This window comes from Bacillus sp. 22-7, assembly GCF_010628845.1.
GTDB classification, from domain to species: Bacteria; Bacillota; Bacilli; order Bacillales; family Cytobacillaceae; genus Cytobacillus; species Cytobacillus firmus_B.
In genome coordinates this window covers 30116-49392 of the sequence record NZ_NJQY01000019.1, presented here as the reverse complement: position 1 = coordinate 49392, position 19277 = coordinate 30116, and the positions used below count along the sequence as shown (strand labels likewise).

At 40.3% G+C, this 19277-nt stretch carries 16 protein-coding genes and 4 pseudogenes; 17 read left to right on the top strand and 3 right to left on the bottom strand.

Annotated features, from left to right (window positions below; translation table 11 throughout):
• Nucleotides 1-352 precede the first annotated feature (352 nt).
• The 4 genes from CE058_RS15740 to modB all read left to right on the top strand — a co-directional run bounded on the left by CE058_RS15740 (nt 353) and on the right by modB (nt 4094).
• The gene (locus tag CE058_RS15740) at nt 353-919 is read left to right on the top strand and encodes a DUF4256 domain-containing protein (protein WP_163143904.1); all 567 of its coding nucleotides are present in this window, start codon (nt 353-355) and stop codon (nt 917-919) included.
• A gap of 273 nt (nt 920-1192) precedes the next feature.
• Nucleotides 1193-2197: a DUF3231 family protein gene (locus tag CE058_RS15735; protein ID WP_163143902.1), complete on the top strand. Its 1005-nt coding sequence runs from the start codon at nt 1193-1195 to the stop codon at nt 2195-2197.
• Nucleotides 2198-2641: 444 nt separating this feature from the next.
• A complete protein-coding gene (gene modA / locus CE058_RS15730; RefSeq protein WP_163143900.1) occupies nt 2642-3433 on the top strand; it encodes a molybdate ABC transporter substrate-binding protein in 792 nt (263 codons plus the stop codon).
• Nucleotides 3434-3437: 4 nt separating this feature from the next.
• Nucleotides 3438-4094, top strand: a complete 657-nt coding sequence (gene modB / locus CE058_RS15725) for a molybdate ABC transporter permease subunit (protein ID WP_163143898.1) — start codon at nt 3438-3440, stop codon at nt 4092-4094.
• 131 nt (nt 4095-4225) lie between these two features.
• Here modB and CE058_RS15720 read toward each other — a convergent pair whose 3' ends face one another.
• Together CE058_RS15720 and CE058_RS15715 are read right to left on the bottom strand one after the other, a co-directional pair.
• Nucleotides 4226-5872 carry a hypothetical protein gene (locus tag CE058_RS15720; protein ID WP_163143896.1) on the bottom strand — a complete coding sequence of 549 codons (1647 nt, stop codon included), beginning with the start codon at nt 5870-5872 and terminating at the stop codon, nt 4226-4228.
• 2 nt (nt 5873-5874) lie between these two features.
• Nucleotides 5875-6654: an ABC transporter ATP-binding protein gene (locus CE058_RS15715; RefSeq protein WP_163143894.1), complete on the bottom strand. Its 780-nt coding sequence runs from the start codon at nt 6652-6654 to the stop codon at nt 5875-5877.
• Between the two features lie 185 nt (nt 6655-6839).
• Here CE058_RS15715 and CE058_RS15710 point away from each other — a divergent pair, with 185 nt between their 5' ends.
• From CE058_RS15710 to CE058_RS25340, 3 genes and pseudogenes are all read left to right on the top strand, one after another.
• Nucleotides 6840-7319: a GNAT family N-acetyltransferase gene (locus tag CE058_RS15710; RefSeq protein WP_163143892.1), complete on the top strand. Its 480-nt coding sequence runs from the start codon at nt 6840-6842 to the stop codon at nt 7317-7319.
• A 153-nt stretch (nt 7320-7472) separates the two neighbouring features.
• Nucleotides 7473-8453: pseudogene (locus CE058_RS25345) on the top strand (metal ABC transporter solute-binding protein, Zn/Mn family); the annotation flags it as partial.
• A gap of 60 nt (nt 8454-8513) precedes the next feature.
• A pseudogene (locus tag CE058_RS25340) lies at nt 8514-9092 on the top strand (ZinT family metal-binding protein); the annotation flags it as partial.
• Between the two features lie 259 nt (nt 9093-9351).
• On the opposite strand, the pseudogene CE058_RS15700 reads toward CE058_RS25340, so the two are convergent.
• Nucleotides 9352-9761: pseudogene (locus CE058_RS15700) on the bottom strand (MerR family transcriptional regulator).
• Between the two features lie 242 nt (nt 9762-10003).
• Here CE058_RS15700 and CE058_RS15695 point away from each other — a divergent pair.
• The 10 genes and pseudogenes from CE058_RS15695 to CE058_RS15650 all read left to right on the top strand — a co-directional run bounded on the left by CE058_RS15695 (nt 10004) and on the right by CE058_RS15650 (nt 19232).
• A complete protein-coding gene (locus CE058_RS15695; protein WP_163143888.1) occupies nt 10004-11044 on the top strand; it encodes an NAD(P)-dependent alcohol dehydrogenase in 1041 nt (346 codons plus the stop codon).
• Between the two features lie 92 nt (nt 11045-11136).
• Nucleotides 11137-11718, top strand: coding sequence for a sugar O-acetyltransferase (locus CE058_RS15690; protein ID WP_163143886.1), 582 nt, complete (start codon nt 11137-11139; stop codon nt 11716-11718).
• A gap of 129 nt (nt 11719-11847) precedes the next feature.
• The gene (locus CE058_RS15685) at nt 11848-12423 is read left to right on the top strand and encodes a LysE family translocator (RefSeq protein ID WP_163143884.1); all 576 of its coding nucleotides are present in this window, start codon (nt 11848-11850) and stop codon (nt 12421-12423) included.
• A 24-nt stretch (nt 12424-12447) separates the two neighbouring features.
• Nucleotides 12448-13224, top strand: a complete 777-nt coding sequence (locus CE058_RS15680) for a helix-turn-helix domain-containing protein (protein WP_163143882.1) — start codon at nt 12448-12450, stop codon at nt 13222-13224.
• A 23-nt stretch (nt 13225-13247) separates the two neighbouring features.
• A pseudogene (locus CE058_RS15675) lies at nt 13248-14213 on the top strand (MBL fold metallo-hydrolase).
• Between the two features lie 104 nt (nt 14214-14317).
• Nucleotides 14318-14698, top strand: a complete 381-nt coding sequence (locus CE058_RS15670) for a hotdog family protein (RefSeq protein WP_163143880.1) — start codon at nt 14318-14320, stop codon at nt 14696-14698.
• A 128-nt stretch (nt 14699-14826) separates the two neighbouring features.
• Nucleotides 14827-15714: a glycine-rich domain-containing protein gene (locus CE058_RS15665; protein ID WP_163143878.1), complete on the top strand. Its 888-nt coding sequence runs from the start codon at nt 14827-14829 to the stop codon at nt 15712-15714.
• A gap of 173 nt (nt 15715-15887) precedes the next feature.
• A complete protein-coding gene (locus CE058_RS15660) occupies nt 15888-16343 on the top strand; it encodes a VOC family protein (RefSeq protein ID WP_163143876.1) in 456 nt (151 codons plus the stop codon).
• Nucleotides 16344-16441: 98 nt separating this feature from the next.
• A complete protein-coding gene (locus CE058_RS15655; RefSeq protein ID WP_163143874.1) occupies nt 16442-17830 on the top strand; it encodes an aminotransferase-like domain-containing protein in 1389 nt (462 codons plus the stop codon).
• Nucleotides 17831-17933: 103 nt separating this feature from the next.
• Complete coding sequence (locus tag CE058_RS15650; RefSeq protein WP_163143872.1) at nt 17934-19232, top strand: MFS transporter; 1299 nt, start codon at nt 17934-17936, stop codon at nt 19230-19232.
• The last annotated feature ends 45 nt before the right edge of the window (nt 19233-19277 follow it).

The following is a 19277-nucleotide window of genomic DNA, read 5'->3' as shown; positions in this document are numbered from 1 at the left end:
GTCCGAAGTTGGTTAAGGTTCAGACACAGGAAGGGGAAAACGTCGTGTTTGAGTCTGAAGTAGGTGCAGGTTCGGACACAGAAAGGAGAAAACGTCGGGTCTGAGTCGGAAGTTGGTTAAGGTTCAGACACAGGAAGGGGAAATCATCAGGTCTGAGTCGGAAGTTGGTTAAGGTTCAGACACAGGAAGGGGAAAACGTCGGGTTTGAGTCTGAAGTTGGTTGGGGTTCAGACACAATCATCAGGCTTGAGTCCGAAGACAGTTTCAGGAAGGTTAACCCGGCGCCTGCTTTTATCATCTGCCCTTTAGGGTCATAATTATATTATAATGAAGAAAAAAGGGAGGTACTCATATGACACAGGGAAGTAAGGCGCTGTCACCAGAACAGCGAGATGAATTGCTGCAAACATTGAAGGCCCGTTTTGAGAAGAATACGCACAGGCATGAAGGGCTGGTATGGGCAGATGTACAAGCTAAGCTTGAGGCTAATCCTGAGAAATTATGGTCGCTGAATGAAATGGAAGAAACGGCCGGCGAACCGGATGTTGCCGGGTATGATGAAGAGACGGGCGAATACATATTTTATGATTGTGCAGCAGAAAGTCCTAAGGGCCGCAGAAGTTTTTGCTACGATCGTGAAGCGCTGGAGGCAAGGAAAAAACATAAGCCGGAAAACAGTGTAATGGATATGGCAGCTGCCATGGGCGTTGAGCTTTTAACGGAAGAGCAATACCGGGAGCTCCAGGAGCTTGAAGCTTTTGATAAGAAAACATCGAGCTGGATACAGACACCTGCTCATATCAGAAAACTTGGCGGGGCTCTCTTCTGTGACCGCCGCTACGACACGGTCTTTGTGTATCACAATGGAGCTGATTCCTACTATGCTGCTAGGGGGTTCCGCGGCTCGCTGAGAGTTTAGGTTCAGGGAGACTCGGATTGTATGGCGCGTAAGAAGGATTCTGCGGTTTTTTTGCTAAAACATATTTTAATAGGTATACCAGCAGGCGCGTTTGTAAAGGAACGCGTCTCTTTTTATTTACAAAAAGATTGTCTGGCGGCCGGATATTGATGAAAATAACCTACACTCCATTTATCAGGAATAAGATCTCCAATCCAGGTTAATTTATGAATGAGAATTATTAATCAATTCTGTACATAGTCAAAATGGGGATTATGGAAGGAGGTTGTTTACTTGATATTAACCAATCCGCTAAGTGTTTCTGAAATTGGGACTCTATGGCAGACCTACCAGGAAAAAACTTTAATTATGAGATTTTTGGAATACTTTATCGAAAAGTCAGATGAACAGGAGGCAAGGAATATATTAGGGGGATTATGGCAGGAATTGAACTTTTATGTGAAAGATATGGAAGAACTTTTCTCCGATCAAGGGATGGTTAAGCCTGTTGGATTTACTTCAGCTGATGTTAATTTAGAAGCCCCTAAATTATACGATAATGGTTTTGATATCATGTTTCTTCGTATATTAAAGGAAGTTAGCATGGGGCTTTACACCCTGAATATGAATATGACCTACAATAAGAAGGTTTTATCCATTTATGAGGGGCTCACGACTGTAACACAAAAAATCTATAAGCTTTCGACCTTTTATCTGCTTGAAAAAGGAATCCTATCGCTGCCCCCAAAAGTTACTATGCCAAAAAATATAGAATATATTAAGTCAAAAAAGTATATGGACGGCTTTAAGCTGACAGGCGATAAAAGGGCATTAAATGATCTTGAAATAGGGATTCTTCATCATAATATGGAAGCAAACAATATTGGGATGCAGCTTATTACTGGTTTTGCACAATGTGCACAAAACAAAGAGGCCAAAAAATATTTTTTAAAAGGAAAAGAACTTGCCAAGAAACAAATAAAAATGATGGAAGACATCCTCCTAGAGGGTGATGTTCAATTTTCAGCAACCTCCGGGGCTACGGTAACCAGATCGACAGTACCTCCGTTTTCCGACAAACTTATGATGCATTGCATTTACATACTCAATGGGTTTAGCCTTGTAGGATCCGGTACAGGTGCATTCTTTAGCTTGAGAAATGATATAGCGATGAAATCCATGATACTGGCGAAGGATATTTACTTCTATGCCCAAGAGGGAATTAAAATCAAGATTAAAAACGGCTGGTTTGAGGAGCCCCCGCAAATGGAGGACCGTCCGGGACTCATAAGAGAATAAAAACTCCTGCTCAGTCTAACACTAACATTAGTGTCCAGAACACTAAATTTCAGTGTGGGAGGTATTTGTACATGCTTTTCAACTTAATCTCTGCTTTAATCACTTTGGTTATTAAAGTGTCATTCTTTTTTGAAAAGATGGGTGCCAGATTTGACAGGCTGATCAGGAAACCATCTTTTTCACATGTATAAGTTGTTGGCGGGCAGATTACATTTCCACATTGTTAACAAAGGTAAGCACTCCAACTGTGCTTGCCTTTTAGTTTGTTTCATAGATGATTTTTCCTGTCCTGGATGTATCATAATCGCTTAATGACCTTATGAATTATAAAAAGGCAGGAACAAGGATTTTTTTTAGATGGGGAAGATTATATTCGCCAGTGTCCCTATAAGTAGTTATAATTAATTATTACTAGATATAACTATTCAGAGAAGGAGATACATAATGAAAAAGAAATCCCTGTTATTTTTTTCATCAATGGTCCTTTTTTTATTATTGGCTGGATGTCAGTCTGAAAATACAGGAGAAGAGCAGCGGGATGCAGCCGGAGAGAGTGTGGAACTGACTATTTCAGCAGCGGCAAGCCTGCAGGATGCCTTAACGGAGATCGAAGCAAGGTTCGAAAAAGAACATCCAAATGTGCTGATCAACTTTAACTTTGGAGCTTCAGGTTCTCTTCAGCAGCAAATCTCCCAGGGAGCACCCGCTGATCTTTTCTTTTCAGCTGCAGAGGATAAATTTGATAAACTGGTGAATGACGGACTGATTGAAGAAAAGAATGGAATTGACTTGGTCGAGAATGAGCTTGTACTAGTGGTGCCAAAGGGGTCGAAGATCAAATCGTTTCATGATCTCACTGAAGCAGATAAATTGTCCATCGGCACACCGGAGTCGGTTCCTGCCGGGAAATATGCGAAGGAATCATTAGAAAAAATGGATATCTGGAACAACATAGAAGAAAAAGTAGTGTATGCCAAAGATGTCCGCCAGGTCCTTACATATGTAGAGACAAATAATGTGGATGCGGGAATTGTTTATAAAACGGATGCGTTAATATCTGAAAAGGTCAACATAGTGGACACGGCAGAGGAGAATACTCATGATCCAATCATTTATCCTTTGGGTGTGATTAAGGATACAAGTCATCCAGAGGAAGCTAAGCTGTTCTATGATTATCTTCAAAATGAAAAATCTAAGGATATTTTTAAAGAGTATGGATTTAAAGGATTGAAATAATTATATGGCTACTGATTTTTGGTCACCAGTCCTATTATCTGCTGAAGTTGCGGCTGTCTCAGGAGTATTGGCAATTATTCTTGGCGTTATCATAGGGAAGGGTATGGCAAATAAAAGATTTAAAGGAAAAGCCATTGCAGAGACCGCTTTTCTTTTGCCATTAGTATTACCGCCATCTGTTGTAGGGTTTTTGCTGATTGTCATTTTTGGAAGAAACAGTTTTGCAGGCCAATTCATTGAGTTTATTTTTAAACAGCCAGTTATGTTTACATGGTGGGCCGCTGTTATCGCTTCAACGGTTGTCGCATTTCCTCTGATGTATCAGTCTGCCAAGACAGGCTTTGAAGCGATTGATCGTGACATTGAAAATGCGGCTCGGGTAGATGGGGCGAATGATATTCAATTATTTATGAATATCACGATCCCTCTTTCATACAAGGCCATTATTTCAGGTGGCATTCTAAGTTTTGCCAGGGCATTGGGAGAGTTCGGAGCTACTTTAATGTTTGCCGGTAATATTCCGGGGAAAACACAAACGATTCCAACAGCTATTTATGTAGCCATTGATTCAGGCAATATGGAAATGGCCTGGTTATGGGTAGCGTGTATGATCGGAATATCATTTATCATGTTAATTTTTGTTCAGCTGATTAAAACATAAGAAGACATCCTTTCGCGGGATGTCTATTTTTTTGAAGGCTTTAATACGTGCATAAAGGCAAGCAAGATAAAAAAAGCTGCCAAAAGTGGCAGCTTAATGGTTGATCCAGTACTTCTAAACTCTCCAGGGAATCACCCTTTGATAATCTGCTCCCATGTAACATTGAAAGCCAGCCTCCAAATAATTACGAGACCAATGCTGCATATCCCTAAATACAGATAAATTCCATATGGCAAGAAAGTGCTCGCGAAATGCAGGCCTGCAAGTAATGCTACAAACAGCATCAATCCAAAGATAATGGCGCTATTTCCGTTTTGGCTGTATTCATCGAACGATTCCGAAAAGGGCAGAGCTTTCTTTAAAACCATAAAACAAATGACCGCGTACAGACAGGCACTGATAAATACGGCGATAAGGTCCGGAAGAATTCCTGCCCCGAACAGGAAAAGGAAGAGTGCACTTAGCATAAAGTAGACTGGCAGATATAATTTAATAATGAATGCCTTGATGGTGCCGCTGAACACCGGCTTTAATGAATTGAGAGGGGCAACCCGGTAAATAAAGGCCCCCTTATATTTTCCTGAATACTTTAGAAGAATCATGATGGTCGGAATAATGATCAAGCTAAAGTAAATCGTTATATAGGACTTGCTGTCAGATAGCTGTGCAAAATCTTCACGCAGAGTATTTATGATAAAAATAAACGGAATCACGATGGAAAAACCAAGTGATGGATAGGCTTTAAGTTTAAAGTCCCGTTCATTTTTCATCATCCTGCCGGCAAAGCGGAAAAAGGCTCTCTCCTCCGGTGAGCGGCAAATGATGTTAAGAAGGATTTGCCCCGCTTTATTCCGCTTCGTTACTTTGGCTTTTCCTTGATAAGCAAGCTTTTGCAGGCTTTGCTCGAAGGTGCCGGTAAATTTCATATAAATCCAGATGGACAGGATCGGAATTAGGAGTGATAATGCTGAAAAAAGAAGATAAACCGGCTCGAAAGCCCCCTTCAACAGCATTTCCATATTTGCGCCATACCACATTGGGAAAATGAATACCTGCCACCATTTAGGCTGAAAAGAGACCGTTAAGTCAATGAACTCAAAAGAACGTATAAGCAATTGATACCCAACCATGATCATCAGGGACAGCCCGATTTGAACATAGTTGATGATATCTTTCAATTTTTCCCCATCAAAGAATCGCAATATTGATAAATAGATCAATGCGGTTAAACCAACAACCAATAAATCAATCAGAATGATATTCACGGCAGCAAGGAGGAAAAATAAGGGCCCATTTTTGAATAGTCCCACTATCAAAGGGATACCGGCAAGCGCAATGGTAAGGAAAGAAAGATAAATCGTGACATGCACCATTTTTGCCGTGCTGATTGTTTTTCGGCTGACTGGCTTTGGAAACAGGATATTTCGATCCCGGATATCCAATAAAACCGAAGAGAAGTCGGAAATCATGGAGGTCATCACAAAAAAGGTGAAAATTCCATAAAAAAGGCTCATCTGGAAAAGGTAATTGTCCCCCATAAGCACAAATGGAATTAAGAACAGACCGAACAATACGTAAACCCATAAAGATTTTATGTACTGATTATTTTTTTCTTTGTTTTCTTTTTTTGCATTCTGCGAGAAAATGGTGGGCACGCGCCGTCCATCCATCGTCAGCTTTACCTGCAGAAGTTTCCTCATAACCTTGTAATCTACGCCAAAGCTATTAAAAACACGCTCAAAATGATCCAATAGTTTAAGAGTGCGATAGTCCTGCATCCCTACATCTCCCTTACAACCGAAACAAACCGGGCACCAAGTTCTTTATGTTCACTGAATCCCGTAAGCTGGTTAAAGATCTGTTCGAGTGAACCTTCCGTATTTTGCTGCTTTAGTTCGTCAAAGGTGCCGTCTGCTGCGATTCTCCCATCATGCAGGAGAATAATGCGGCTGCTTATTTTTTCAACCACATCCATGATATGTGATGAATAAAAAATTGTTTTTCCCTGTACGGCAAGCTGTGCCATGATTTCTTTGAATATCATGACACTATTTGCATCCAGGCCATTGATGGGTTCATCGAAAAAAAGAAGTTCCGGATCATGCAGCAGGCTCGAGATAATGAGAAGCTTTTGGCGCATTCCTTTTGAATAAGAAGCGATTCGGGAATGATAGACTTCCCCTATGCCGAATAGCTCCATCAGGCTTTTTGCCTTATTACTGGCAAGGTCGGAATCAAGACCATACAATTCGCCAACAAAGGTTAAGTATTCCTGGCCGGTCAAGTTATCATACACTTCAGCAATTTCCGGCACATATCCAATTTTTCTCTTATACTCGATATCTCCATCCGAAATATCCTGGCCAAAGATGTAAACCTGTCCTGAATAGTCATCTTCAATGCCAAGCATGATCTTGACAGTGGTGCTTTTCCCAGCGCCGTTCGGGCCGATATATCCGATGATTTCTCCGCGTTTTACCCCAAAAGAGACACCGTTGAGCACTGACTTCGGACCATAGCTCTTTCTCAAATTATTAATTTCTAATATAACGTCCTCCATCATCTAACTCCCCATTTCTAAAATATTCCATTAATTACATTGTAACATTAGGGCTGCTGTTTGCTAAAGGGGATTTAGGAATTCAATTCGGCTTCCTTCTAATTGAAATGGAATAATTAGGTTGTTAACTTGACGACTATTTAAGATAATTAATTTAGACTTTAAAACATTTAAGGTGGCTAATAATGAATATTTACCAAGTTAAGGATTTACCGAAAAATAAAATAATAGAATTTTTTAAGCTGCATTGGGGGAGCACGGAAATGGTTATTTCCAGTGGGATTTATGATTGCAGTGCACTGGACAGTTTTGCTGTTGTAGATGTAGATGACAAAATCATTGGCTTAATTACTTACCTAATTAAAGATAATGAATGTGAAATTATATCCTTAGATAGTATGGAAGAAGGTAAGGGGATAGGTACAACATTAGTTCAAGAAGTAGAAAATCTTGCTATAAAGAAAAATTGTAAAATCGTAAAACTTATTACAACAAACGATAATTTGTCAGCATTAAAATTTTATCAGAAACGAGGATTTATCCTGTCCAAAATTATTCATAATGCGGTTGAGGAAGCAAGGAAGGTAAAACCCGAAATACCCTTAATTGGAAATGATGGTATTCCAATCAGAGATGAAATTGAATTGATAAAGGTATTGAACTAATTGGTGCTTATGTACAAAATTAGCTGCTAATATAGCAGCTTTTTCTTTTTAAACAAAGGAGTTGAAAGGGTTCAACCGAAAAATCGTAATGATTACTATTTACAAATCGTAATCATTACGATAAAATGTTCCCTATGTAAAGGGGGAATAAAATTGTTAAAAAGATTTGCAGGTTTACTTAGTTTATTTATAGTCATCTTCACGCTGGCTGCGTGTGGAGGAAAAGCTGCAAACAGCAGTGAAAGTGAGAGGGAATCAAAAGGATCCAGCAAAGAGCTTAAGATTTATACAACCGTATATCCGCTTCAGTTTTTTGCTGAACAAATCGCAGGAGATCAAGCTTCTGTGGAGTCTATTCTGCCACCGGGATCAGACTCGCATACATATGAACCAACAACCAGCAATATGATAAAAATATCTGAATCCGATGCTTTTATTTATAATGGGGCCGGTTTAGAATCATATGCAAACAAAATCTCGGAAACTATTCAATCTGACGACGTCAAGGTACTTGAAGCATCAAAAGAAATTATCTTGGAAAAGCATGTACATGACCATAAAGGAGAGGATGGCGGCCATGAGCATGAAGAAGAAGGCAGTCATGAGGACGGACATGCAGGACATAATCATGGGGATCAAGATCCTCACGTTTGGCTGGATCCTATTCGTTCTATTCAGCTGGCAGAGCATATAAAAGATTTATTAGTTGAATTAAAACCTGAGAAAGAAAAGATTTTTAACCAAAACTTTGAGGAGCTGAAAGGAAAGCTCGAAAACTTAGACCAGGACTTCCGTACACAACTTGAACATTTACCTGAAAATAAAATTATTGTATCTCATGCTGCTTATGGCTATTGGGAGAAAAACTATGGGATTGAGCAAATCGCAGTATCCGGCTTGAGCCCTGCTAACGAACCCTCACATAAAGAGGTGCAAAACATCATTAAGACTGCTGAAAAGCATGGTTTGAAGCATGTATTTTTTGAACAGAATATAACTCCTAAAGTGGCAGAAGTAGTTAGGAAGGAAATTGGTGCAGAGGCTTTACGTATACACAATTTATCGGTTTTAACAGATGAAGATATAAAGAATAATGAGGACTACTTTACGCTTATGCAGCACAACTTAGAGGAGTTGACAAAAGCATTATCGGAACCTTCATCCGAGGGAGATTCTGAGACAAATGAGCAGGGTGAACACGATCATGGCCATACTCATGCACATAATGAAGAAACAGCAAAAATTTATGAAGGATATTTTGAAAATAGTCAAGTGAAGGATCGATCCTTATCCGACTGGGAAGGTGACTGGCAGTCAGTATACCCATATCTTCAAGATGGCGCCCTTGACGAAGTATTTGCACATAAAGCAGAGCATGGGGGTGAGATGACAGCTAAAGAATACAAGGAATATTATAATGAAGGATATCAAACAAATGTTGAACGAATTCAGATACAGGGGAATAAGGTAACGTTTTTCAAAAACGGAGAAGAATTTACTGGGGAGTATGTCTACGATGGATTTGAAATTCTAACATATGATGCGGGAAATAGAGGGGTTAGATATGTATTTAAGCTAGAAGCAATAGCTGAAGGTCTTCCTCAATATATTCAGTTTAGTGATCATAGTATCTATCCGACAGAAGCTAGTCACTATCACCTTTATTGGGGTGACGACCGGGAAAAATTGCTGGATGAAGTTACCCATTGGCCTACGTACTATCCATCTGACATGGATGGACAAGACATTGCCCATGAAATGATGGAGCACTAAGCTAAAAAGGCTTATAGCTTCAAACTCTTGGGTGAAATGGTCAAAAGCTCTCATCAGGCAGTCTAGGTGAAAAGAGATGTTTAACACTTGTATTCAGCAACAGGGACATTGATTGAATAAAACTACATCCAAAGCCGCTTTCCCTTGCGTATGGAAAGCGGCTTACTAGATTGATTTTTCCCTTAATTGTGTACTGTGATGCTTATTGGATTTTTTTAGTTAAAGATGGCCGCCTGTATTACATACAGGCGGCTTTCAATCAGCTATTAATCTCTATTTTATCTTCTTTATGAATATTTTCTGTTCCGGCTTCCAGTGCAGTCTTGTAGTATAAGCATTTATGCTCAATGACTTCCATTGTTTTTCTTAGTTCTTCCATTTGTGCTTCTGCATTTGCTTTTCGCTCAGAAACATGTCATATCTTTGCTGCAGTGTGGCATCCCCCTCAGAACACCAATCAATGAAATTTTTAATCTCTTTAATAGGCATTCCGGTGGCTTTCAGGCATTCAATCACTTTTAGAGCGCTAAGATCGGATTCTTTAAATAAACGGTTCCCGCTGGGGGTCCGTTCTACAAAGGGCATCAGACCTTCCTTATCGTAGTAGCGCAGGGTATATACTGTCAGATTCAATTCCTTTGCCACTTCGCTGATCGTGTATGTCTTCATTATTTATCTCCTATTATCAAAGATATAGACCTAGAGTTAACTATAAGGTATGACGTGAGATTATCATGGTATTTTATAAATGTCAAAGACATTTTATCGGGAATAAAAAAATTATATTAACCACTTGACCTAGAGTTAACTATAAGCCTTAACATGGTGGTGAAAAGAGATAAATGATGGGAACTTAATTGAGTTCTATTAAAATCTATCATTCTCTTAAAATATTTCAGGAGGGTTTATTCATGATAACTGCTAAAGCGCGGGCCGTTGACGGTCCGGACAAGCCGTTTAGAGCGGCTGAGATTAAAAGGCGCAATCTGGATTTGCATGATGTTCTGATTGAAATTAAATATGCTGGCATATGCCATTCTGACATCCATACTGCACACGGGGAGTGGGGTCCTGTGAACTATCCGCTTGTACCCGGGCATGAGATTGCAGGAATTGTTGCAGAAGTAGGAGCTGAGGTTACAAAGTACAAAGCAGGAGACCGGGTAGGAGTCGGATGTATGGTTGACTCCTGCGGCGAATGTGAAAACTGCCGTAAAGGAGAAGAACAATACTGCCTTAAGGGAAATATCCAAACCTACGCTGGTGTTGACAAATACGGCGAACCAACTCAAGGCGGGTATTCAACGCACATTGTAGTACAGGAAGAATTCGTACTCAGCATACCTGATAGCATTGGGCTTGACGCTGCAGCACCGCTGCTTTGTGCGGGGATTACTACTTATTCGCCGCTAAATCATTGGGAAGCTGGCCCGGGCAGGAAAGTAGCGGTTGTCGGTATGGGCGGCCTTGGCCATATGGCTGTCAAAATTGCACATGCCATGGGTGCAGAAGTGACTGTCCTTTCGCAAACATTGAATAAAAAAGAAGACGGCCTGCAATTTGGCGCAGACCATTACTTTGCCACAAACGACCCGGAAACGTTCAAAAAACTTGCCGGAACGTTTGATTTAATTATTAACACGGTAAGTGCGAAAATCGACATAGATGCTTACTTCTCGCTGCTCACGCTTGATGGAACATTGGTTAACGTGGGTGCTCCAGCAGAGCCATTGTCAGTCAATGTGTTCTCACTCATCGGCCATCGCCGTTCCTTTGCGGGCTCTATGATTGGGGGCATACGTGAGACGCAGGAAATGCTGGATTTCTGTGCAAAACATAACATCTCTCCAAAGATAGAAGTCATTACAGCTGATCAAATAGATGAAGCTTATGAACGAGTTTTAGCTTCAGATGTGAAGTATCGATTTGTGATTGATATCAGCACTATGTAAATAGTTCAAAAATGTCCTGAAAGCCTGGCTTTTGGGACATTCTATTTTTAATTGGGTTTGGTTAGGGTCATACAAAGATAGGTGGTTAAAAAATGAACATGGAAGACTTTATAGATTTTTGCCGAAAGGGAAATCCCATTTCAGGTGAGGACAAGGAATTGCATGGGCTTTTGACTCAATGCAGTTATGAAGCTCAAAGGATCACTATGGAATTGAATAATTCGTATCATTCAAAAGAGGAAATAGCTGAGATTTTCAGAGAACTGACAGGCAGCAAAGTTGATTCTTCATTTATGTGTTTTCCGCCATTTTATACCGACTTCGGCAAGAATATCTCGATTGGCAAAAACGTTTTTTTAAACACTGGGTGTTCCTTCCAGGACAGGGGCGGGATTCGTATTGGAGACGGCACCATGATCGGTATGAATGTCACGATTGCTACACTGAATCATGGGTTATCCTTAGAAACAAGAAACACAACATATCCCTCCCCAGTTATCATTGGCAAAAACGTCTGGATTGGTTCAAACGCAACCCTCCTGCCTGGTGTGACGATTGGTGAAAACTCTGTGGTTGCGGCAGGAGCCGTTGTCACTAAAGATGTTCCTGAAAATACTGTTGCTGCGGGAGTACCTGCGAAAATTGTGAAGAGGATTAATGATGGTTTAGAGTGATTTTAGTGTTATTAAAACTTTCTTCCATAGATACAGCTTTTCTACTGCTGCCTCTGCAATAATATACTATCAGCCGCTTAATCCTAAGATGTATATTTATGTGAGAATACCCTGAAAGGAGTTTTCTTCATGAATATTACATCTTTTTTAGTATATTGTTTTATTGTTACGTTTACGCCAGGCCCGACGAATATCGTCATATTATCCACTGTCCATAATATTGGGACAAAAAAGGCGATGGAATATACGTATGGTGCTACGATTGCTTTTGGTCTGCTGCTTATGATTTCAGCTATGCTGAATACGATCCTTATGGAGGTCATACCAAAAATCTTAATCGTCATGCAGTTAATCGGCAGCTTTTATATTTTCTATCTCGCTTATAAAATTTTTAAGTCAGACACATCAAAGCCAGCTGCAATCCAAAATGGCACCTTTATGTCAGGCTTCCTGATGCAGTTTTTAAATCCAAAGGTCGTTTTATTTACAATGACTGTTATTCCCAGCTTCATCATGCCGTATTATACGGAAGTGCCGGCTGTGACAATGAGTGTTCTCGCCATCACGATTATTGGATTTTTAGCATTTATTACATGGGTGCTGTTCGGTACCATTTTCAAGGCGTTTTTACAGAAACATGATAAAATTGTGAATATAGTCATGGCCATATTTTTAGCTTATTCCGGCGTGATGATCTGGATGTAGGCATGCTGTTAAGGGGTGAGTCCAATGGACAAATTTATCTATAAAAAATCGGCAGGGATTACTGCGTTGTCAGCAAGTATTTCTGAATTTGCTTATAAAAAGCATGCTCACGCTGAATATGCAATAGGTGTGACGCTGCGCGGCATTCAGCATTATACCCTGGATGGCGGTCTGCAATTATCCTATCCTAATGGCGTTATGCTTTTTAATCCGGAACAGGCACATGACGGAATGGCGCATGATGAGACCGGTCTTGACTATGTGATGTTATATATTGACCCTCAGCTGATTTCAGATGTCAGCGGGACAAAGGATATCGTCCGTTTTTCAAATCCCGTTGTGTATGATGATCTGCTTGAACAAAAAATATTGACTCTTTCTCATGCTATATTAAGCGAAAAAGATGAAGCACTATGCAGTGAATTGCTTTTATCTCTCACAGATCATCTCATTCAAACTAAACTTTCATCATATGATAAGAAAGATAATGCTCTAATTAGAAAGGCGAAGAATATGGTTCATGGGAGCTTGGAGAATGTACTTAAACTGGACGACATATGTAAAGAGCTGAATTTATCAAAATACCAGTTTATCAGATTATTTAAGGCTCATACCGGAATTTCACCATATCAGTATTTTCTCAACTGCAAGATTGAACGCGCCAAGCAGGTAATCGAAAAGAATAAAGACATCTATGCAGCTGTTACTGAATGTGGTTTTGTTGATTTAACTCACTTAAATAAGCACTTTAAAAGCGTATATGGGACGACAGCATTTGAATATATTTCACATTTAAATTGAGGTTAAATTAAGGAGGTTGAGCTTTGGATATTATTTTTTTTGAAAGAAAGTTTCCAAGTGCGAATATGATTCTGATCAAGGATGAACTTCCAATCCTTATTGATACTGGATTTGGCAGTGATGTCAAAGAAACTGAGCAATTAATAAAAGAAGCAGGCGTTTCACCAGAAGAACTGCACCTTATAGTCAACACGCACTACCATAGTGACCATGCGGGAGGCAATTTTCATTTTCAAAAAAATTATGGTGTTAGGATTGCTGCTCATAAATGAGAAGCGGAATTAATTAACTCTTGTGATCCCGAAGCCTGCAGTGCAGAATGGCTGGATCAGTCTGTAGAACCTTATCGTGTTGATACTAAACTTTCAGATAAAGATGAAATTCAGACAGGAAGCAGAACCTTTAAAGTCCTGCATACACCTGGACATACATTAGGGCATATTTCTTTGTATGAACCTGAAGAAGAGGTATTAATTTGCGGGGATCTTTTTCACCAAAATGATATCGGATGGTTGAATATCTTTCGTGAGGGTGTTTCATCAATCCAGCGATCGATGGAAAGTCTGGAACGGCTGTCGGAACTCCGGATCGGGCAGGCCTATTCAGGACATGGGCCTCAAATCGAGGATCCTCTGGCTGCCATTGATACAGCAAAGAGACGGTTTGAAAAGTGGCTTAAGGCGCCAGAAAAAGTGTCATGGCATGCCTGCAAGCGGATTTTTTCATTCACCTTAATCATGAAAGATGGATTGGCTAAAGAAGAGATCAGCGACTACCTGCTAAAGTGCGGATGGTTCCAGGATTTTGCACGCTATTCTTTCCAGCTGCAGCCTGAAGAATTTATTCCAGTCCTGCTCGATGAAATGATTCGTTCCGGAGCAGCAAGCTGGCACAATAATCATTTGGTCGCCAACACCCCATACCAGGCACCGCAAAAGGAATGGGTGAATAAGGATATAAAGCCAAAATATTGGGAATTTGATACATAAACAGCAATTAAAAACTGGGCTAATAAGATGAATACCGTTGATAATTATTGTAATATTCAGTCGTTAATTGATATATTGTTTTAAGCCTTCGGAGGGAGATTAATATGCTTTTAAAAGTAGGGAACATGATTACATTTGAACGGACTTTTACAAAAAGGGATGTTGAATTATTTACAGAAATATCAGGTGATGAAGGAATTCACCATATAACCCCGGATGAACAAGGGAGGCTTGTAGTCCAAGGATTATTAACGGCCACACTGCCAACCAAAGTGGGCGGAGACGCAAACGTGTTGGCCCGTACGATGAATTTTGAGTTTTTGAGACCTGTCTTTACAGGAGATACAATCATATGTGAAGTAACGATCGATAAATATGAAGAGCAAGATCATAATAGAATGGCCATTGCCGCCTCTTTCCTTTGTACGAACCAGAATAAGAAACAAGTACTAAGAGGGAATTTTGCGGGTGTGATATTATCTTAAATGGTGCATATATTGAGCTGCTGCCGAGTAAGGCAGCTTTTTCTTTTTGTGCTAAACAATATTAATATTGAAAAATATGGAACTTCTGAAAATGGAATTCGTAATAGTATGAAAGAAGGGGGGATTACATGGCCTGGTTACTCCTGCTTGCAGTGGTTATTTGGTTTATTTTATTTTTGCGCAAAAAGCTCTCATTTAAATTTAGTTTATCTCCAAAATCATTAGACATAAAACCGATTAAAGGGTTAAAAAAGCTAAGTGATCACCTGGAGAAGTCTCTTAGTAAAAGTTATTTGGGAAACGTAGAAGAGAGGGTAATGAAAGAAATTAAGCTAAAAGAAAATGAGTACAGCTGGCGTCTGCTGGATTTAAAACGCTACTTTATTTTGACTTCTCTTTTAAAGGAGTCCCCTATGTTCAGTGAAAAAGTCGATGACCTATGGCATCATATGCTCATGTTTACCCGTGAGTATGATGATTTTTCAAAAGAATATTTAGGAAGCACTCTTCATCATAGTCCCAATCTAAAGAAGTCGCCTGAACCCGATGTACGCGGATTTTTTGATTGGGTGTATGGTGAGCTCTTTTTCATAAGAAAGGAAAATATCAAACTTTATAAGGGATTTTACAGATTCCCTGTACCTCCAAATATAATTGATGATTTTAAGTGTTTGCCGGAAAATGAACTAATAGAGCTCTATTTTAAGAGTGATAGCCAATATATGGCTACTGTGCTCTCGCTTATTTCTGCTATGAAAAAAACTGCAAAGAAAGTAAAAAACTATGAAAAAAGCGTCATACAAGAAATGATGAGAAAAAGGAAAAATCAGCAAAACTATAACGCAATGCTGGTTCCTTTTTTATCTGTATCGTATTTTCATTATGATGATTTTGCCAGTTACATGAAAATCAGCAGCAAGATCTCATCAAGCTGTACAAGCTGCGGGTCGGGCAGCTCCTGCAGTTCCTGCTCAACCTGCAGCTCCTGCTCAAGCTGCGGCGGGGGAGGAGATTAATAAGGGCTGTCCCGCACAATCATGCGGGACAGCTTTTTTGTTTTGGAATTTACTTAAGTTCTTAAGGGGCCAATACATATAAAGCAGTAGAAAATTTCAACCATATTGTGGACGGAAAATGGATCAGTTACTGGTATATTAATTCTAAGAAAATGAAGGACAGGGGTTAAAAAATGATTAAAGGACTGTATGAAGCACATTTACCAGTAAGTAATATCAATAATTCGATTGAGTTTTACAGGGGCTTGGGGCTGGATTTAGCAATAAAATACGAAAAAACGGCATTTTTTTGGATCGTTAAGAACGAAAGCTGGCTGGGATTATGGGAATGTGACCAAGCAAAAATGAACTATCATCCTTCCATCAGACATATTGCATTTAGAGTAGATTTAGAAGATCTGAAGAATGCAAAAGAGTGGCTTGAAATGCGAGGCATTGAAATGCGTGAAGAATTCGGCTTTAAACCTCTTGAACCCATTGTACTGCCAGACCAGACACATGCTATGGTCTATTTTCATGACCCAGATGGAAATTCATTAGAATTTATCTGTAAATTATCATCTGAGCCTGAAGATAAACCTAAGATGTATCTAAGCGAATGGGAAAAGTATTTGGAGAATAAAAATTAAATTTTTTCTTTGTTAGACGAAATGGGCAGGTAGAGGAACAAGGGTTATAATGAAAGAAACAGCTTCATAGAAAACTTTTACAAAAAAGGGTGCGTATCATGCCGATTAATTCTTTTGAAAACTATCCTATGACCTGGAAGCCATCCCTTGATAAAAAAGAAAAGCCCATCTATCAAACACTGGCAGGGCAATTGGAACAGGATATTTTAAACGGAGTGTTATTGCCCGGAACCAAGCTTCCTCCACAGCGGGAACTGGCCGATTATTTAGATTTAAATGTGAGCACCATTTCAAAAGCATTTAAAGTGTGTGAGTTAAAGGGGTTATTAAGTGCAACGGTTGGAAGCGGCACATTTGTGTCCTATGATGCCCTATCGAATGCGTATTTACTTGAAGATACAAAGCCGAAGCACTTAATTGAAATGGGAGCAACCCTTCCGGATAATGCTTCTTTCGAGCCGCTGATGCTCCAGCTGAAAAGTATGCTGCAAGAGACCGATTATGAAAAATGGTTTGGCTATGGCCGGGGCGGCGAATGCCATTGGCAAAAGGATGCAGCGGTAAAGCTTATCCGCAGAGGCGGGTTAGAAACAACCGCTGATCACATTTTATTTGCGAATGGCGGTCAAAATGCTATTGCTGCTGCACTGGCAAGTCTATGTAAGCCCGGAGAGCGCATTGGAGTTGACCAGCATACATACCCTGGGTTAAAAACGGCTGCAGCAATGCTTAGTGTGCAGCTGGTGCCAATAAAAACAGACAACTATGAAATGAGTCCGGCGTCTTTTGAATATGCGTGTAAAAATGAAAATATTAAAGGCATTTACTTGATTCCGGATTATCATAATCCGACAGCTTCCTTTTTGTCGGTCGGGAATCGAAAAATGATCGCAGCCATTGCCAAAAAGTATAATCAGTTCATTATCGAAGATGCATCATACCATCTTCTAAGCAAAGAGCCGCTGCCGGCAGTCGCATCCTTTGCACCAGAACAGGTCATCTATATTGCAAGCTTATCTAAATCATTTGCACCGGGCTTGCGGCTGGCCTATACAGCAGTGCCGAGTCAATTCAAGGAATCAATTTCAAGGGCGCTTTATAATTTAAATGTTTCCGTTTCTCCATTACTGGCAGAACTTGCAGCACGTACAATTGTATCGAATCAATTTGAAGCCTTAATTGAGGGCCATCAGGAGCAGACTATTCGCAGAAATCAACTCGTAAACCGATATTTGGCAGACTTTACGTGCTTAGGTGCTGAAACAGGCATCTTTCGCTGGCTGCTATTGCCAGGCAAGATTACAGGGGCTGAATTTGAAGCGTTAGCGAAACAGCAAGGAGTACAAGTGTTTGCAGCTGAACGTTTTGTAGTTGGAAACAGTTGTCCGGAGAGGGCTGTAAGAGTTTCTGTTTGTGCCCCGGAAACACTTGAAGAACTTGAGCGTGGTTTGATTATCCTTAAACGTCTGTTAGACGGTCTTACTTAATATTGTTCGCCATACAATTATAATATTGTATGGTTTTTTTGTGCGTGTTAAGATGATTGAAATCTAGTTGGAATATTATGAAAATAAAAAGGGAGGTGAGTTTTTGTTACCGTTAGACGCGCAATCTGCCTGGCTGCAAAGCTACATAAATTCTTCAGAAAAACAGAAGCAACTATACAAAAGAGCATTAATTGTCATTGTCATATCCCAAGTTTTTGGAGGAGCAGGACTTGCAGCAGGAATTACAGTAGGAGCACTTCTCGCGCAAAACATGCTGGGGACAGATAGTGTAACAGGAATTCCAACCGCGTTATTTACTTTAGGGTCAGCAGGTGCTGCGCTGCTGGTGGGACGGCTTTCTCAGCGGTTTGGCCGCCGTCCTGGACTTGCGGCAGGATTTTTGGCTGGAGGCATAGGTGCCATTGGAGTATTGGTTTCAGCAATAACAAACAGCATTCTGCTATTATTTATTTCACTGCTCATCTACGGGGCGGGGACGGCTACAAACTTACAGGCACGCTACGCTGGAACTGACCTGGCAAGCCCCGCACAAAGGGCAAAGGCTATTAGTATGGCCATGGTTTCCACCACATTCGGTGCTGTTGCCGGCCCTAACCTGGTGGATGTAATGGGGGAGTTCGCCATATCCATAGGAATTCCTGCTTTAGCCGGTCCATTTATATTAGCGGCTGCGGCGTATATACTTGCTGGATTTGTTTTATTTTTGTTCCTTCGTCCTGATCCTTTTATTGTGGCAAAAGCCATATCAGATGCACACACTAAAGCCAATCATTTAGAGAAAAGCTCTAATTTGGCATCGATAAACAGGCGAGGCATTTTTGCAGGAGCGGCTGTAATGGTATTAACTCAATTTGTGATGATGGCCATTATGACAATGACTCCCATACATATGGGACACCATGGACATGCTTTGAATGAAGTAGGGCTTGTCATTGGATTTCATATAGGTGCGATGTTTTTGCCATCGTTAGTAACTGGTTATCTTGTTGATAAAATTGGCCGTGCTGCTATGGCTATTGCTTCTGCTGTTACGCTGCTTGCTTCTGGCATATTGGCTGCAACAGGACCTGCTGATTCGATGGTCGTACTCAATATAGCCCTTGTTTTACTTGGGCTTGGCTGGAATTTTGGCTTAATTAGCGGCACGGCCATTCTGGTAGATTCAACTCACGCTTCTACCCGGGCTAAGACGCAGGGTTCTATCGATGTATGGATTGCTTTATCAGGAGCATTAGGAGGAGCTGTATCTGGGATAGTTGTAGCATATTCCAGCTATGCAGCCCTTTCAATTTCTGGTGCTATCCTTTCATTATTGCTGATTCCCATTGTTTTTTGGGCAGGTATTCATCAAAAAGAGAAAAGTATAAGTAAGAGTGACTGAATTTTCAGTATTAAAGCAACTCCAAAAATAGAAAAGGAATGTGTA

Coding starts and splice junctions, on each gene's coding strand:
- CE058_RS15740 (WP_163143904.1), top strand. CDS start 353: ATGACACAGGGAAGTAAGGCGCTGTCACCAGAACAGCGAGATGAATTG.
- modA (WP_163143900.1), top strand. CDS start 2,642: ATGAAAAAGAAATCCCTGTTATTTTTTTCATCAATGGTCCTTTTTTTA.
- modB (WP_163143898.1), top strand. CDS start 3,438: ATGGCTACTGATTTTTGGTCACCAGTCCTATTATCTGCTGAAGTTGCG.
- CE058_RS15720 (WP_163143896.1), bottom strand. CDS start 5,872: ATGCAGGACTATCGCACTCTTAAACTATTGGATCATTTTGAGCGTGTT.
- CE058_RS15715 (WP_163143894.1), bottom strand. CDS start 6,654: ATGGAGGACGTTATATTAGAAATTAATAATTTGAGAAAGAGCTATGGT.
- CE058_RS15710 (WP_163143892.1), top strand. CDS start 6,840: ATGAATATTTACCAAGTTAAGGATTTACCGAAAAATAAAATAATAGAA.
- CE058_RS15695 (WP_163143888.1), top strand. CDS start 10,004: ATGATAACTGCTAAAGCGCGGGCCGTTGACGGTCCGGACAAGCCGTTT.
- CE058_RS15690 (WP_163143886.1), top strand. CDS start 11,137: ATGAACATGGAAGACTTTATAGATTTTTGCCGAAAGGGAAATCCCATT.
- CE058_RS15685 (WP_163143884.1), top strand. CDS start 11,848: ATGAATATTACATCTTTTTTAGTATATTGTTTTATTGTTACGTTTACG.
- CE058_RS15680 (WP_163143882.1), top strand. CDS start 12,448: ATGGACAAATTTATCTATAAAAAATCGGCAGGGATTACTGCGTTGTCA.
- CE058_RS15670 (WP_163143880.1), top strand. CDS start 14,318: ATGCTTTTAAAAGTAGGGAACATGATTACATTTGAACGGACTTTTACA.
- CE058_RS15665 (WP_163143878.1), top strand. CDS start 14,827: ATGGCCTGGTTACTCCTGCTTGCAGTGGTTATTTGGTTTATTTTATTT.
- CE058_RS15660 (WP_163143876.1), top strand. CDS start 15,888: ATGATTAAAGGACTGTATGAAGCACATTTACCAGTAAGTAATATCAAT.
- CE058_RS15655 (WP_163143874.1), top strand. CDS start 16,442: ATGCCGATTAATTCTTTTGAAAACTATCCTATGACCTGGAAGCCATCC.